The organism is Kitasatospora sp. NPDC056783, from assembly GCF_042789895.1.
Lineage (GTDB): Bacteria > Actinomycetota > Actinomycetes > Streptomycetales > Streptomycetaceae > Kitasatospora.
Genome location: NZ_JBHUAF010000192.1, coordinates 1 through 15,357, shown reverse-complemented (window position 1 = coordinate 15,357; position 15,357 = coordinate 1). Strand labels below are relative to the sequence as shown.

Below are 15,357 nucleotides of genomic sequence, written 5' to 3'. Positions count from 1 at the left end.
GTCGGAGCCGGTCGGCCGGGTGGTCTGGCCCGCTTCGGCTCATCGGCCGTAGTGGCTGAGGAACATGTCGACGCCGCCGGTGATCAGGCGGTCGGTGAGCTCGGTGTCGGGGGCGTTGTCGTAGCCGCTGTACACCAGGTGTGGGGAGAGGACCAGGCCCGATAGTTGCAGGACCGCGAGGTCGATGTCGGGGATGTCCAGCAGACCGCGTTCGACCAGGCGGTGCAGCGCGGCGCCGAGTGTGGTGTGGAAGCGGCCGGGGCCGTGTTCCTGCCATGCCTTCCCGAGTTGCGGGAAGCGGCGTACCTCCCCGGCGGCGAGGTTGCGCAGGGCCAGGACTTGGGGGTCGGCGAGGCCGGCGACCCATGCCTGGCAGGCCGCGATGAGGTCGGCGCGTACGTCGTCGGAGGCACCGAGGGCGTCGACGACCGCCAGGCGGCTGGCGGTGTCGAGTGCTTCCTCCAGGGCCTGTCCGATGACGGCCGTGAAGAGGGTGTCCTTGCAATCGAAGTGGTTGTAAACGGTCATCTTCGACACGCCCGCCTCGCGTGCGATCAGGTCCATTCCCGCGCCGAAGCCTTCGCGGAGGAAGACCTCCCGGGCGGCGGCGATGATGTCCCGGCGCTTGCGCTCCGCGCGTTCTCCGGAAGGAGTGCGGCCGACGGCGGGTTGTGCGGTCATGGGGGTCCTCCGGTGGATCGGAAGGCGGGCCGACTGCTCCCACCGGCTCGTGAACTATACCTGCGGGTACAGGTCCCCGGGCCCGGGCGCGTGCCCCCCGGCCCGGGGCCGGTCTCACCCGGCGAGGAATCCCATCCGTCCGGCGGCGTAGTCGGCGTACGCCTGGGCGATCTCGTCCTTGGCGTTCATCACGAACGGGCCGCTGCGCACCACGGGCTCGCCGATCGGCTCGCCGGTGAGGAAGAGCACGTCGGCGCCGGCCGGGCCGCCGGTGAGGTCCACGGCGTCGCCGTCGTCGGCGAGTACGCCCAGGTGGCCGTCCGGGAGTTCGGTCCCGGAGGCGTTCGCGCTGCCCGCGAGGACGTAGACGGCCGCGTTGTGGCCCTGTGCGATGGGCAGTCTGACGGTCGATCGCGGGGCCAGCGTGGCATGCGCGACGAGTACCGGCACGTGGGTGTCGAAGGGGCCGGTGACGCCGTGTGTGCGGCCCGCGATCACCTTCAGCCGGGAGCCGTCCTCGATGCGGACGACCGGGATCGCGTCGGCGCCGTGGTTCTGGGTGCGAGGCGCGATGCCCTTGAGCCGCGAGGGGAGGTTGACCCAGATCTGCAGGTTGTGCTGGCGGCCGCCGGAGGCGAGGAAGCCGGCGGTGGGCATCGCGGAGTGGACGATGCCGCTGCCCGCGGTCAGCCACTGGACGGCGCCGGGCGGGACGACGCCGCGGTGTCCCTCGGAGTCGGCGTACTCGATGTCCCCCTCGAGTACGTAGGCGATCGTCTCGAAGCCGCGGTGGGGGTGCGGCGGTGCGCCCTTCGCCTCGCCGCGGGCGAGCTGCACCGGACCCACCTGGTCGACCATCAGGAACGGGTCGAGGAAGGCCAGGTCGGGGGTGGGGAAGGGGCGGCGGACCGGGAACCCCTCGCCCTCGCGGGTGTGGATCGGGCTGACGACGGTGGCGACCGAGCGGGTGGTGGTGGTCGGGGTGTTCATCGCTCTCCTTCGATGGTGACGGCTATGGCCGGCGTACCCGTGCCCAGGCGGCCTGCGGGTACTGCGGTGGGGCAGCGCCTCCGCATTTCTGTACTGTACTGTACTGTACAGTCCATTCGACTGGGTCGCTCCGGCCCAACCGACCCCCAGCGGCCGAGCCCGATCCGCGCCTGAACGACACCGGCTTTTGCGCCGGTCACCCATTGATATTGATGAAAGAGCACATCACCATGTCCGAGCTGAAGATCCTCGCCATCTCCGGGAGCCTGCGCACCCGGTCGCACAACTCGGCCCTGCTGCGCGCCGCCCAGAAGTTCGCTCCCGACGGGTTCGCCGTCGAGATCTACGACGCACTGCGCGAGATCCCCCCGTACGACCAGGACCAGGACACCGACACCCCGCCCGCCGCGGTCGCCGAGCTGCGCCGCCGCATCACCGAAGCGGACGGCCTGCTGATCGCCACCCCCGAGTACAACTACGGCATCCCCGGCGTCCTCAAGAACGCCCTGGACTGGGCCAGCCGGCCCAGCGGCCACTCCTCCCTCAACCGCAAGCCCATCGCGCTGGCGGGCACCGCGATGAGCAACTTCGGCACCGTGCGCGCCCAGCTCGCGCTGCGCCAGATGTTCCTGTGGACCGACTCGCAGCTCGTGACCAAGCCCGAAGTCCACGTCTTCCGCTCCCAGGACCGCTTCGACCAGGCCGGCAACCTCACCGACGAGGCAACCATCAGCCTGCTGCAGGACCTCCTCCTGGCCCTCGGCAACAAGATCCGCTCGTCGCGGACCCACGCCGCCGCCTGATCGACGCGAACACGCTCCGGCGCGGGCCCACCTCAACCCCCGCCACCCCGCGCCGGAGCCTCGCCCCGAGACAACCGGAGATGCGGTGGACTCCCTCACACCCCACCCCAGCCCGTCCGCCGAAACCCCCCACCCCGCCACCGGGGCCACCGCCTCGGCACACACCCCACCGAACCCGGTGCACCCAACCACCACACGCCGACGCTTCGCCCTGCTCGCCACCATCCAGGTACTGGTCAACGCCTGCGTGACCATCACCTCCGCCGCCGGACCCGCGATCGAACGCGGCCTCGACCTCACCCGCACCCAACTCGTCCTCGCCGGCTCCGCATACGGCCTCGCCTTCAGCGGCCTGCTGCTCCTGGGCGGCCGACTGGCCAACCTGACCAACCAGCGCCGCACCTTCGCCCTGGGCACCGGCACAATCGCCCTCGGCTCCGCCGTCGCCGCCGCCTCCACCACGGCGCCCGTGCTGATCGCCGCTCGCTTCATAGCGGGCTGCGGAGCCGCGCTCGCCGCACCGGCCGCGATGGCACTACTGGGAGCCGTCTTCCCCGACCCCCCGCGCAGAGCACGGGCGATCACCGTCTGGGGCTCACTCGGCGGCATCGGCGCCGCCCTCGGCATCCTGATCAGCGGCGTGATGGTGACCCTGCTCACCTGGCGCTGGGTCTTCACCGTCCTCGCCGCCGTGGCCTTCGGCGTCGTACTGGCCGCGCCGCGCCTGCTGCCCCGTGGGGCCACGCCATCACCGGGACGTGTCGACGTCGCTGGGGCCGTGCTCGCGCCCGCCGGACTCTGCGCGCTCGGCTACGGCCTCGCCATGGCCGGCCCCCACGGATGGAGCGCGCCCGTCGTCCTGCTCCCACTGGGATCAGGCGTTCTGCTGCTCGCAGCCTTCGCCGTCGTCGAGACCCTGATCGCCCACCCGCTGCTGCCACCACGGCTGCTCGCATCCACCGCCCGCGTCGCCGCCCTGCTGACAGCCATGCTCGGCCCGGCCGGCGGCGCCACCACAGCCTTCCTCCTCTCCCTCTACTTCCAGCAGGTACGCGGCTGGTCACCGCTGGCGACCGCCGCCGCCTACCTGCCGTACACCGTCGTCCTCTCGGCGACCGGCCTGCTCTCCGGGCGCCTCGTCGAACGGTTCGGCGCCCGCAAGATCGCACCGGTCGGGCTCCTGGTCATCTCAGCGGGATTGGCGCTGATCAGCCGCCTCACCCCGACAGGCCCGCTGGGCACACCGCTCCTCGCCGGCCTGCTGGTCCTGCCATTCGGCATCGGACTGACCATCCCCTCCGCCGTGACAACAGCGGTGGAGGGCATCCCCCAGCGGCAAGCCGGCCTGGCAGCCGGCGTCGTGAACACCGCCATGCTCACGGGCCCCAGCATGGGCGTGGCTGTGCTGGCCTCGCTCGCCGACAGCCGCACCGCCGCCCTCACCCATGCGGGCCGCACCCCCTCGGCCGCCGCGGTCGGCGGTTACACGTACGCCTTCGCCATCGCGGCCATCGCATTCCTTCTGGCCGCGGCACTCACCGCCGCAGGTTCGCGGGCACGCAGGCCTGAACGACTGGGTTAGCCGGCGGGATGCCCACGACCTGTCAGGACAGTCAGCGTGGGCTCGAGGCTGCCGAGAGGTCCGGTAGGAAGGCGCAGAAGAGGTCGCGGTCCAAGCAGGTCGGAGCCGTCAGAGAAGCGTCGCCGGCTGATCTTGGTGACAACTACCGCCGGTATGTGTCAACTGGAGCTGGTAGCCGCACCGGAGCCTCCGGCGGCGTCGATCACCCTGCCGGTGAGCCAACGCGCGTCGTCCGAGGCGAGGAAGGCCACGATGTCGGCCACGTCCTCCAGTCGGCGGTCAGCCGGTCAGCCGGTCAGCCGGTCGGGGTGGCGTTGCTCGCGGTGGCCGGCTGGCGGCCGCAGAAGGCGGTGGCCAGCAGCTTCTTCGAGGTCACCCAGCCCTGGCCGGTGTCGCGGTAGCCGTTGGTCGAGACCGCCACCAGCCGACGGCCGTCCAGGGTGCCGTAGAGGGCGCTGTTGTGCCCGCGGCCGGTGCTGCCGTTGTTGCCCCAGACCTCGCCGCAGGGCGTGGTCAACCGGCCGATCCCCAGGCCGTACTGGGCACCGCCGCTCGCCGGGGCGACCGTCAGCATCTCGGTGAGCAGCGGCGCGGGGAGCAGCCGACCGCCGAGCAGGGCCCGGAGGAAGGTGCTGAGGTCCGCGGTGGTCGAGATGCCGACGCCCGCCGCGTCCATCTCGCTCGGTTCCATCTCGGTGACGTCCACCGGGCCGCCGGGCAGATCGAGGTAGGTGTGCGCGTGCGGGCCGGGTATCCCCGTCGCGTGGGCCGGCATCGAGGTGCCGGTCAGCCCCAGCCGGTCGATGATCCGGCGCTCCACCTCCCGGCGCCAGTCGTGGCCGGTGGCCCGCTCGACGATCATGCCGGCCAGCAGGTAGTTGGTGTTCGCGTAGTACCAGTCCGTGCCGGGCGCGGAGTGCGGCGGGTGGCTGTTGGCCACCGCGAGGAGCTGCTGCGGCGTCCAGCTCCGCCAGCGCCCTTCGCGGAGCCAGGTCTCGGGGTCGAGCTTGACGGCCGGGTCCTCGGTGTAGTCGAAGAGCCCGCTGGTGTGGTTGAGCAGCTGGCGCACGGTGATGGAGGCGCCGCCCGGGACGGCGCCCGGCAGCAGGCTCTCCACGCTGTCGTCCAGCCCTAACCGCCCCTCGCCCACCAGCTGGAGGACGACCGTCGCCACGAAGGTCTTGGTCATGCTGGCGATCCGGAACCGGCCGTCCGCCGAGGGTTCGACGCCGGTCGAGACGTCGCCCACGCCCGCCGTGCCCTTCCACGCCGTGCGCCCGTACTCGGAGACCCGGGCGAGGGAGCTGGACGCCCCGCCGACCTCGACCACGCCCTCCAGCGCCTCGTTCAGCGCCCGGGCGTCCACGCCGCCCCGGTGCGGGCCGTGGCCGGCCGCCCCCGGGCCGGTGCCCGGCCGCGCCTCGCCGACGGCCGCCGCTCCGGCCGGCCCGGTGCCGAGGGCGCCGGCCGTCGGGGCGGTCACGCCCACCAGGCCCGCGCCCGCCAGCGCGAGCGCGACGACCCGCACGGCCGGGCCGCGCCGTCCGGCGCGGGCCCGTACGTCCGGCGCCGTCCGCGTTCCGTTCCGGTGCTCCGCCACCCTCATGAATCCTCCTGCGTCCGTGCCGGCGGCTTTCGCGACATCCGAAAAAGTGCGAGGGGCTGACACTTTGTCAGGTGGGTCACGAACCGGTCGTCCACCCACAGGTGCACAGCGGCTCCGTCTGCGGGTGGACACTCCTCCGGCGTGTCGGACCTCCCCGAGTCGGAGGCCGACCCCCGGGAACTCCGGGTCCGGCATCCGACGTGATGATGAGTCAGGAATTCGGTGAATCATCCCGGCGGGGCCTTGACGCGTCCGTGAACCGTGCTCGAACCCCCGAGGGCGCGGACGCCCGAGCTTGGCGTTGCGAGGACACGCTCCCGGCCCGGCTTGCGGGCCCGGTTGCCGCGGTGCACCAGTCGGCGGAACGAGGGCTCGATCCAGGTCATCCGCCCGAAGGAGAACGGCGGGACGAGCCGCCCGGCGGCGAGCCCCGGGTCGGCCACGGCGGGCGCGTACGCCTGGTGGGCGACGACCGTGGCGGTGTCGAAGTCGGCCCGGATCCCGTGCAGCTGGTGCATGGTGCCGACTCTGCCGCGGGCCCCCGGGTCGGGTCGAGCGGGTTTCCGCTGCTCACAAACCTGTTGCGGCGAACTGGGAATCCGTCACAACCATCGTTGCTGGAAAGTGATCTGACCATCCGTCAGGGAGGAATGCGCGACGGCCCCGCTGTCGCTACCATCCCTGTCAACACAGCTGACAGCGTGTGGCCGAGATGCCTTGGGGGGCCGGAAGTCATGTCCGAACTGCTGACCGACATCACCGCGATCGCTCCGTACTTCACCGTCGCCGCGACGACCTTCGGGACGCACCTGGCCCAGGAGGCCGCCCAGCGCGTCGCCACCGGAACGGTGGACGCGGGCGAGGGATTCTTCCGCCGGCTCTTCGGCCGGAGCTCCGGTGAGGTACCCGGAGCGCTGGTCCGGCACAACCTGCCCGAGGAGGAGGTCGACCTCCTGCTGAACGGTCTCAGCGAGGCCGACCGCGTCCGCCTGGCCGAGGCGCTCTCGACCTGGCTCCGCGGCGGCGCGACGAACGGGTTCGCCCCGGAACGGCTCGTCGAGGCCGTCCGGGCGGTACACGCCGAACAGTCCGGCCCGGTCACGATCACCACCTACGGTGACCAGTCGCCCGCCATCGAGAAGGTCGGGGACAACGCCACCTTCAACTTCGGGGGCAAGGGATGAGCAAACCTCCACCCGACGATCACCCGAGCGCCGACCGCACCGGCCGGTCGGCCGCCTCCGAGCAGGCGGGACGGCCTCCGGCCGGCGACCACTCGTCGAACAGCGCCACCTACGGCGGCCAGTCCGTCGCCACCCAGCGGGTGGGCGACCACGCCACGTTCATCTGGAGGAGCTTCGACCTCTACTCCGCCGTGGCGCTGCTGCCGCTGCTGCTCGCCCTGGGCGTCGCGGGTTCTGCGGTCCTGAGCTGGCCCGGCGGCCCGCAGGGCCAGTTCCTCTGGTTCTACCTCGCCATCGGCGCCGGCTTCGGCCTGGCGGTCTGGTGCGCCGTCGCCGGGATGACGACGACCTTGCGGCGTCCGGGAGACCCGGCTCCGGCGAGGGCGGCCCCGGGCAGGCCGGCCAGGGCCTGGTGGTGGCTGGTGGTGTCCACCATGGTGCTCTCGCTGCTCGCCCTGACCGCGCTGACGGATGTCAGGCGCAACGGGGAGATCCCCGTGGGGATAGCCGTACAGGACGGCGACCGCGGGCCCGGAACGTGGAAGCTCGTGGTGCCTCCCGCGGCGCCGGGGAAGGCCCGCAACCGGCTGAAGCTCGAACTGGCCCTTGCGGACGCGGATCCGAGGCTGCCGTCCTGCATCCACCAGACGACCGCCACCCTGACGGTGACCACCTCGGGTGTCACCCCGTCGGCACGAGACGTTCCGGCGCAGTCGGAGGTGGAGTTCTTCCTCGGCGGCCAGCACGGAGGGATGACCATCCAGGTCGCCGTGCAGACCTCGCAGGGCTGTCAGGTGCGTGTGGCGAAGGTCAGCGGAACGCTCTTCAACACGTGACAAGGGAACGGGAAGTACACATGACGGGAACGATACGAGGGGCGTCGGCGGCCCGGGCCGCCGCCATGGCGGCCCTCCTGGTCGTCGCCGGGGGCTGCGGGGCGGAGCCGGAGCCTTCGCTGTTCGCCGACGCGAAGCGGGTCCGGGTCGGCGCGAAGACCGACCAGCCGGGAACCGGCTACCAGCCACACGGCGGCACCTTCACCGGGCTGGACATCACGGTGACCCGGGAGCTCCTGAAACGGATCAAAGCGGGGCCCGCGGACTTCGGCGGGGTCATCTCAAAGGACCGGGCCGCCGAGCTCCGTAGCAAGAGGTTCGACCTCGTGGCAGCGACCTTCTCGATCACCGACGAGCGGATGCGCCCGGTCGACGCGACTCCCCCGGGGGAAGGGCTCGACTTCGTCGGCCCCTACGCGACGACCCCCCAGGGCATGCTGGTGCGGAAGGAGGACGAGGGGCGGTACCACACCCTGGACGACCTCAACGGCAAACGGGTGTGCGTCTGGGGCGGCACGACCTCCGATGTCGAGCTCAACAAACTCCCCCAACGGTTCACTGTGCGCGTGGAGGAGGACGCCGGATACTGCATCAAGGCGCTCAAGGCCAACGATACCGACGCGGTCTCCACCGATCTGCTGATCCTCTACGGCTTCATGGACTCCGACAGCACGCTGACGGTCGTGCCGAAGATCTCGTTCGGGAGGCCCAACCAGTACGGCATCGCCCTGGCGAAGGGCCACCGCAAGGACTGCGAACGGCTTCGGGACGCGTTGAAGGAGTACGCGACAGACAATGACTGGACGCGCGACTTCGACCACGACCTGCCCAAGGTCCCGAAGGAGCTGCGCGATGCGGCCAAGCCGACGGAGTCCAGCATCGACGCGCTGTCCTGCAAGGACCGTCCGGACGCCGGGCACGCGGGGTGACGGCCCGCGAACCGGGCGGACACCGGACCGGCCGGCATTCCGTCCCCGTCCGCCCGGTGCGGCTCGGAAAAGCAGCGGGTAACCGGGTGGCTACCCGCTCTTGAGGTCGTCGGCGAGGCGGCGGGCTGCCGCACCGCCCACTGGGCATCCGTCGATGACGAACCGTACGACGGTTTGCACGCACGGACACATGGTGGTGATCTCCGCGGGCACCTCGACCGCGAAGATCACCACCAGCACATCACGCCCAGCAGTTGATCAATGACCCAACACTTTCTGAGGGAGATCCTCCCCGCCGGTGCCGCGACCGGACTGGAAGCAGCCCTGCGCGGACCCGAGCTTCGAGTGCGACACCGTCGCCGTCCCGCTGGACCACCGCGACCCGCGGGGGCGGTCGATCCGGCTGTCCGTCATCCGCCGCCCCGCCACCGACCGGGCGCACCGGATCGGCTCGCTGTTCTTCAACCCGGGCGGCCCGGCCGTACCCGGGACCGCGGCCCTGCCCGCCGTGTACGGCCTGTTCCCCGAGCAGGTGCGCGAGCGCTTCGACATCGTCAGCTTCGACCCGCGCGGCACCGGCGCCTCCACCACGCTCGACTGCTTCCCCGACCCGGCGGCCGAGCGGAACCTGCTCGGCCGGCTCCCGGTGGGCTTCCCGGTCGGCGCGGAGCAGCGGTCGGTCTGGGCCGACACCTACGCGCGCCTGGGCCGCCAGTGCGCGGACCGTGATCGGACCGGTCTGATGGCCCATCTGTCCACCGCGGACGTCGCACGCGACATGGAGGTGCTGCGTCGGGCCGTCGGCGACGAGCGGCTCAGCTACCTGGGCACCTCCTACGGGACGTTGCTGGGCGCCACGTACGCCAACCTGTTCCCCGGCCGGGTCCGCGCGATGGTCCTGGACAGCGCCCTCGACCCGGCCGCCTGGTCCACCGGCCGTGGGCCGCGCGACCGGGAGCTGCCCCCGTTCCTGCGCGCCGGCAGCGACCTCGCCTCGGCCCGCGCGCTCGACGCGTTCCTCGACCGCTGCGCCGCCGCCGGCCCCGAGGCCTGCGCCTTCTCGGCGGGCGGCGCGGAGGCGACCCGCGCCAAGTTCGACGGGCTGCTCGACCGACTGCGCCGAGGGCCGGTCACGGTCGGCACGTCGCCTCGGGCGGAGACCCACGACTACGCCTCCGCCGTGTCCGCCGTGGTGTCGAAGCTGTACGCGGCGGCGCCGGTGCCGGGTGTCCCCGACACCGGCTGGGCCGCGCTGGGCGGGTGGCTGCAGGGGCTGTGGACCGCCCCCGACACCCCGTCGGCCCCGTTGCCGACCGGTGGCCCGTCGGGGCAGGCGCAGGTCCTCGGCGTGCTGTGCGCCGACGCGGCGAACCCGCCGGCCGGCACCGACCACGGGGCACTGGCGGACCTCGCCGGAGCGCGTTCCGGAGCCGTCGGCCCGTTCTGGGTGTGGCAGACCCGGCGCTGCGCGTCCTGGCCGTCCGAGGCCGCCCGGGACCGTTACGACGGCCCCTGGAACCGCCCCACCGCCGCGCCCGTCCTGGTCGTCGCCAACACCGGTGACCCGGCCTGGCCGTACGAGGGCTCCCGGGCGATGGCCGACTCCCTCGCCCGAGCCCGGCTGCTGACCGTCGACGGCCACGGGCACACCGTCCTCGGCAACCCGAGCGCCTGCGCCGCCGGTTACGAGGAGCGTTACCTGGTGGACGGCGAACTGCCGCCGCGCGGGACGGTCTGCGCCCCGGACCACCGGCCGTTCGAGCCGCGGGGCGTGTAGCGGCCGCGGCGCCGCCCCCGCAGCGGACCGGGACACCGGTCCGGCGGTGGCCGGGGTCGTCCTCGCGGGCGAGGTGGCCGGAGAAAAGCCAACGGGGTTCGTCGGGCGAAGGGTTGAGGGCTGCGGCGGGTTTCGCAAATAGGTCTCTGGACACAAACGGTTTGTCATGCAAACCTGTTGGGCGTGACGACAAACGATGCCCCGTCCCCGAGCGACCCCCGCAACCTCCTGGCGATGAAGCGGGCCCTGGTCCGCCACGTCCGCCGTGAACAGCGCGGTGCCTGGTTCGCGCTCCTCGTCTTCGCCGCCGTGCGCTTCGCCGACGCGCCGGTGGTCCGCTACGGCCAGGGCGACCACAACGGCGACCTGCCGCCGGCCATGTGGTACTGGCCGGTGGCGCTGGTACTCGCCTACACCGCGATCGGCTGGTTCTACTGGCGCCGTTCCGCGCGCCTCGGCCTGGGCACCCGGGTCGGGCCGTACCTGGCGCTGGGCATCGCCCTGGTCGTGTTCATCACCGGCTACGTGCTGTGGGAGGCCCAGCACCCGGGATTCCTCGCCGATCTGCGCGAGCCTTCCCCCTTCGCCCCGGTCCTCAACTCGGTGGTGAGCCCGGCGGGAACGATCGGCCTGGCGCTGCTGCTGCTCGCCCGGATCGAGCGCAGCTGGGCGCTGCTCGCCATCGCCTGCGGGTACCTTGGAGCCATGCTCAGCACCACCGACCTTTCCGACCGTTCACCATGGGGCTTTCCGGGCATCCTGGTCGAGGGGGGAGTGCTGCTGCTCGGCGGTGTCGGCCTCGCCCTGCTGCCGCGGGTCAAGGAGCGGTCGGCCGCATGACCGAACACCCGACCAGCAGCCTCGACGACGTCGTGCACCAGCGGGTCCGCCTGGGCATCCTCGCGGTGACCAGGGAAGCCCGGCGGGTGGAGTTCACGTTTCTGCGCGGCTCGCTCGGCCTCACGGGCGGCAACCTCTCCCAGCACCTCGGGGTGCTGGAGAAGGCGGGGCTGGTCACGATCGACAAGGGCTACGAGGGCAAGCGAGCCCGCACCTGGATCCAGCTCACCAAGGACGGCCGGAAGGCCCTGCAGGACGAGGTCGCGGCGCTCAAGGCCCTGATCGACCAGATCGAGGCGGCGGAGCAGGACGTGGACCCCGGCTGAGCCGTCCGCCGGGTGCCGTGGGGCACTCGCGTCGGCGCCCCTCGCCCCGGTCGGGCGTGGGGCGCCGCGGGGCGTGGTCCTGCTGCCGGAACCGTGGCCGGTGTCAGATGTCAGGCGTGGGCGGGGAAGCGTGCGAGGGCGCGCAGTTCGGCCTCGACGGCTTCGATGCCGTCGAGCCGCTTGCGGTCCCAGTCGGGGAGCCGTTCGGGTTCCAGCCGCCGCGCCAGCAGATCCGAGGCGTCGGTGGGCAGGGCGCGCCGGAAGGCGCCGACGAGCGCCTCGGGGATCCGGGCTCGGTAGCCGACGCGTCGGGCGGCCTCCAGGGCGGTGGCGGCGGTCGCGGTGTCCAGTTCGCCGAGGTCGCCCAGCTGCCGCAGCAGCCAGCGCACGTTGACGAGCGGCACCGTGAGGGCTTCGCTGGTGACCGGGTCCATCAGCAGGGCGACCTCGGCGTCGGAGTCGACGTGCCCGGCGAGGTACTGCTCGCAGACCCAGCCGTGCCGGATCATGCCGAGGGTGCGGCACTCCACGGCGCGCAGCGCGCCCATGGACGAGGCGCCGGCGAGGTAGAGGCCGCTTGCGAGGTACTCGCGGATCTCGGTGACGGAGACCGCGAGGTTCTGGCCGAACTCCCCGTCCAGGATCAGGGTGCGGTTGTTCCACTTCCCCTCGACCGGGGTCCGCAGCAGGTCGCCGCGGATGATCGGCGGCCGCAGGACCAGGCCGACCCCGAGGGAGTCGGCGGTCTCGCACAGTCGTCGCGTGTCCCGGGGCAGCAGCGAACTGCCCGCGTACACCGTCAGTGTCACCGCCATGCCGCCGTCCAATCCGGTCGTTCCGCCGAGCGGGCCTTGAGCAGGCGCACCCCGGCCCGCAGGTGGTCGACGTGGGTGAACTCGCTGCCCGGAACCACGACCTTGACGATGGAGAAGGGGAGGCCCTCCGGGGCCAGGCTGGTGCGCAGCACGAGGTGCAGGCCGTGCTCCCCGAGCAGGTCGAGCAGGAACGCCAGGTCGGTCGCGTTGTCGCCGGAGCTGCGGTCGGGGATCGCGTGGAACGGCAGCCACGGCCGGCCCTCGCTCCAGTTGTGGAGGTAGTCGCGCAGTTCGTCGTACGAGGCGTGGCGCCGGTACGCCTGGCCCTCCAGGTCCTCGCGCGCCCCGGCGATCACGATGAGGCGGGACTGCGCGGCCTCGGTGAGCGCCCGCATGAGGGCGATCTCCGGGTTGAGGTGGCAGCCCGCTCCTCCGGTGAAGAGCATGCCGTCGCGGGAGTGGGTGTCGTCCGTGGTGACGAAGAAGGTGGGTACGGGCAGGGCGCCGGTGTAGGCGTGGACGGTGACGCTGATCGAGGCCCGCTCGAAGCGCTCGACGAGTTCCCGGTGCGCGTCGGGGAGGGTGTCGACCGGCACGCGGTGGCCGAGGCCGAGCTTCTCGCCGAAGGCCGTGCTGTCGTGTTCGATGACCTCGTACAGCGCCTGCACGGTGGCGTCGACGGGGTCGTTGCCCGCGGCCAGGCCGATGGTGTTGGAGGACATCAGCCCGCCCTCGTGGGGGAAGGGCGTGAAGACGGCGACGGCCGGTACCGCGATGTCGACGTCGTTGCGCAGGCAGTGCATCGGCCACCAGGTGGTGGGTGTCCGCGGCGTCCAGTGGTGTCCGCGGCGGGGCACGAGTCGCCGGGGGTCGAGCGTCGGCATCCGCTCGTTCATGACCGCGTACGGCAGCGGCGGTTCGGGGCGGCCGTCCGGTTCGCAGTAGCGACGCTCGATGGCCTCCATCATCGCCGAGACCCGGGCCCCTTGACGGGTGTGGCCCTTGCCGCTGGTGACGGTGTTGAGTCCGGGGGCGGCCAGCGGGCGCACGGAGTGGAAGACCGGGATGCCGAGGACGTCCAGGTCGGTCACCTCGCTGACCCGGGTGACCCCGACCCGTTCCAACAGCGACTGCGCCAGCCACTCCACCTCGTCGAGGGAACGGCTGCGCAGGGCGAGGCTCTGGTCCACGGGGGATCCTCCGGTCGGTCCCGCTGGTCGGGGGCGTCCGGCCTGCGGTGGCCGGCGCGGGGGTTTCGTCGCGGCCGGGATTCCCGGACCGTCGGTGGCCGGGCCGGTCAAGGGCGGTCGGCGGTGAGGCGCAGGAGCTCGACCGGGTCCAACGCGGCGAAGTACCCGGCGAGTTGGCCGAGCACCCAGTCCGCCTTCCGGTCGACGGGCATCAGGTGGTGGCTCCGGTGCTCCTCCTGCCGCTCCAGGTGGGCGAGGCCGGTCCGCCGAAGGGCCCTGACGATCTCGGCCGTGGCGGGCGGGCGTTCGGCGAGGACGAGCAGCAGGCAGTCCCCGTCGTCGCCGGCGAGGGCGCCCCGGGTGGTGCCGGCCGGAACGTACACGGCGGTGCGGGCCGGGGCCTCCAGCGGAGCGGAGTCCGCCTCGCCGGTGTGCCAGGTGACGCTGCCGGAGCAGACGAGGACGACGGCGTCCGCGGCCGCCTCGGCGTACGCCACCGGGTGTCCGGCCGCCGCGAGGTAGGCGGTCGCCTCGACGTGCCGACCGAGTGCCTCGCGGACGGTCGCGAGGGCGGGCCGGGCCGGGGCCAGCCAGTCGCTGACGGACGGCAGCCGCAGGGTGGCGCCGGCCCGGTACTGCCCGGTGACGTTGCGGTGGTGGACGAAGCCGGTGACCTTGTGGTTCTGGACCCTGCGAGCGGTGAAGACCTCGGCGGCCGGCAGCCTGGCGCCGCCCCGGTAGACCTCCAGGTAGGGGTGGGCGAGCAGGCCGCAGTCGATGGTGCCGAGTACGTCGGCGGCGGTCGGCAGCGTCGTGGCGCCGGACAGGGCCGTGTGGGCGGCCGGGCCGTCGCGGCGTTCGGTGAGCCAGTGCGCGAGGCCGGGGTCGGCGTCGGCGTGGGGTTCGGTCCGCGTCATCGTGATCCGTCCCGCAGGCGTGCGGTGGTGAGGGCCCGGTCGACGAGGGTGGCGCCGTCGACGCCGGCGGCGAAGTCCTTGAGGTCGGCCAGCAGCGCGGCGGCCCGGGCGAGTGCCGAGGTGGCGCCGCGGCCGGCCTCGGCGGGGCGGCCGGAGGCGATCCACTCGTCGATGTACGCCTGTGCCAGGGCCGACGGCGGGGGCTCGGTGAGCGTGAAGGTCACGTGCAGGGAGGCGCGGTCGACCGCGGTGGCGGCGTGCCCGGTGCCGTGCGGCAGGTAGAGGAGGTCGCCGGGTTCGAGGACGACGACCTGCTCCTTGGAGGTGTCCACGTCCAGCCCGGCACCGGCCTCCGGCGGCGTGTCGTACAGGTGCCACTCCTTGGCGCCCTGGAGCTGGACGGCGATGACACGGGAGCCGTCGCGGTGCGGGAGCATGCCGCGCTTGCCCGCCGGCGTGTAGAAGAGGAACGCCTTCGACTCGGCGGGGAAGACCGCGTCGAGCGCGTCGTTGACGTCCCGGAGGAAGGGGTGCCAGTCCTCGACCTGGTTGAGCTTGAGGGTGGCGCCGTCCGCGAGGTGCCGGCCCACTCCCACCGGGTCGATGAACCCGTCGACACGGGTGCCGGCCACCTCGCGGGTCGCGAGGACCTCGCTGTCGGAGGGCGCCAGGCCCTCCTGGAGGACGGAGAAGTAGGGGCGGCGCAGCAGGCTGCCGTCGATCAGCGCGAGGATGTCGTCGACGCGGGGGAGGCCGTCGAGGGCCACCGCGCCGCGCAGCACGAGGGGGTCGCTCGCGTGGTAGGCCGCGCGGAGGTCGCTGCCCTCCTCCAGCAGATCGGTCAGCGTGCTCGTCGGCACCGGCGGTTCTCCCCTCACGAG

General features: G+C 72.6%; 16 protein-coding genes. 8 read left to right on the top strand and 8 right to left on the bottom strand.

Annotated elements, in window-relative coordinates:
* Positions 1–39: 39 nt before the first annotated feature.
* Positions 40–681: a TetR/AcrR family transcriptional regulator gene (locus tag ACFRMQ_RS24830; RefSeq protein ID WP_380702061.1), complete on the bottom strand. Its 642-nt coding sequence runs from the start codon at positions 679–681 to the stop codon at positions 40–42.
* Between the two features lie 114 nt (positions 682–795).
* Positions 796–1,671, bottom strand: a complete 876-nt coding sequence (locus ACFRMQ_RS24825; protein ID WP_380732808.1) for a pirin family protein — start codon at positions 1,669–1,671, stop codon at positions 796–798.
* 230 nt (positions 1,672–1,901) lie between these two features.
* Between ACFRMQ_RS24825 and ACFRMQ_RS24820 the strand changes: the two genes are divergently transcribed.
* Both ACFRMQ_RS24820 and ACFRMQ_RS24815 read left to right on the top strand, forming a co-directional pair.
* On the top strand, positions 1,902–2,474 hold the full coding sequence (locus ACFRMQ_RS24820; RefSeq protein ID WP_380732806.1) for an NADPH-dependent FMN reductase: 573 nt from the start codon (positions 1,902–1,904) through the stop codon (positions 2,472–2,474).
* A gap of 178 nt (positions 2,475–2,652) precedes the next feature.
* Positions 2,653–4,056: an MFS transporter gene (locus ACFRMQ_RS24815; RefSeq protein WP_380732804.1), complete on the top strand. Its 1,404-nt coding sequence runs from the start codon at positions 2,653–2,655 to the stop codon at positions 4,054–4,056.
* A gap of 295 nt (positions 4,057–4,351) precedes the next feature.
* Here the strand turns inward: ACFRMQ_RS24815 and ACFRMQ_RS24810 are convergent, their stop codons facing one another.
* Together ACFRMQ_RS24810 and ACFRMQ_RS24805 are read right to left on the bottom strand one after the other, a co-directional pair.
* Positions 4,352–5,656, bottom strand: coding sequence for a serine hydrolase domain-containing protein (locus tag ACFRMQ_RS24810; protein ID WP_380732803.1), 1,305 nt, complete (start codon positions 5,654–5,656; stop codon positions 4,352–4,354).
* Between the two features lie 233 nt (positions 5,657–5,889).
* The gene (locus ACFRMQ_RS24805; RefSeq protein ID WP_380732802.1) at positions 5,890–6,180 is read right to left on the bottom strand and encodes a DUF4291 family protein; all 291 of its coding nucleotides are present in this window, start codon (positions 6,178–6,180) and stop codon (positions 5,890–5,892) included.
* A gap of 216 nt (positions 6,181–6,396) precedes the next feature.
* Between ACFRMQ_RS24805 and ACFRMQ_RS24800 the strand changes: the two genes are divergently transcribed.
* The 6 genes from ACFRMQ_RS24800 (at position 6,397) to ACFRMQ_RS24775 (ending at position 11,554) form a co-directional block, all read left to right on the top strand.
* The gene (locus ACFRMQ_RS24800) at positions 6,397–6,846 is read left to right on the top strand and encodes a hypothetical protein (protein WP_380732801.1); all 450 of its coding nucleotides are present in this window, start codon (positions 6,397–6,399) and stop codon (positions 6,844–6,846) included.
* Positions 6,843–7,682, top strand: a complete 840-nt coding sequence (locus ACFRMQ_RS24795) for a hypothetical protein (RefSeq protein ID WP_380732800.1) — start codon at positions 6,843–6,845, stop codon at positions 7,680–7,682. The genes ACFRMQ_RS24800 and ACFRMQ_RS24795 overlap by 4 nt, the downstream gene beginning before the upstream one ends.
* A gap of 20 nt (positions 7,683–7,702) precedes the next feature.
* Entirely contained in the window at positions 7,703–8,611 is a 909-nt protein-coding gene (locus ACFRMQ_RS24790) for a transporter substrate-binding domain-containing protein (RefSeq protein ID WP_380732799.1), read from the top strand.
* A 298-nt stretch (positions 8,612–8,909) separates the two neighbouring features.
* On the top strand, positions 8,910–10,388 hold the full coding sequence (locus ACFRMQ_RS24785; protein WP_380732798.1) for an alpha/beta fold hydrolase: 1,479 nt from the start codon (positions 8,910–8,912) through the stop codon (positions 10,386–10,388).
* 183 nt (positions 10,389–10,571) lie between these two features.
* Positions 10,572–11,228, top strand: coding sequence for a hypothetical protein (locus ACFRMQ_RS24780; RefSeq protein ID WP_380732797.1), 657 nt, complete (start codon positions 10,572–10,574; stop codon positions 11,226–11,228).
* Positions 11,225–11,554, top strand: a complete 330-nt coding sequence (locus tag ACFRMQ_RS24775) for a winged helix-turn-helix domain-containing protein (protein WP_380732796.1) — start codon at positions 11,225–11,227, stop codon at positions 11,552–11,554. Before ACFRMQ_RS24780 ends, ACFRMQ_RS24775 begins: the two co-directional genes overlap by 4 nt.
* 110 nt (positions 11,555–11,664) lie before the next feature.
* On the opposite strand, the gene ACFRMQ_RS24770 is transcribed toward ACFRMQ_RS24775, so the two are convergent.
* The 4 genes from ACFRMQ_RS24770 to ACFRMQ_RS24755 all read right to left on the bottom strand — a co-directional run.
* A complete protein-coding gene (locus ACFRMQ_RS24770; RefSeq protein ID WP_380732795.1) occupies positions 11,665–12,369 on the bottom strand; it encodes a TfuA-like protein in 705 nt (234 codons plus the stop codon).
* The gene (locus ACFRMQ_RS24765; RefSeq protein WP_380732794.1) at positions 12,360–13,559 is read right to left on the bottom strand and encodes a YcaO-like family protein; all 1,200 of its coding nucleotides are present in this window, start codon (positions 13,557–13,559) and stop codon (positions 12,360–12,362) included. The genes ACFRMQ_RS24770 and ACFRMQ_RS24765 overlap by 10 nt, the downstream gene beginning before the upstream one ends.
* A gap of 107 nt (positions 13,560–13,666) precedes the next feature.
* Complete coding sequence (locus tag ACFRMQ_RS24760) at positions 13,667–14,476, bottom strand: hypothetical protein (RefSeq protein WP_380732793.1); 810 nt, start codon at positions 14,474–14,476, stop codon at positions 13,667–13,669.
* On the bottom strand, positions 14,473–15,357 hold an 885-nt coding region (locus ACFRMQ_RS24755; protein ID WP_380732792.1), incomplete at its 5' end, for a JmjC domain-containing protein. The genes ACFRMQ_RS24760 and ACFRMQ_RS24755, both read right to left, overlap by 4 nt.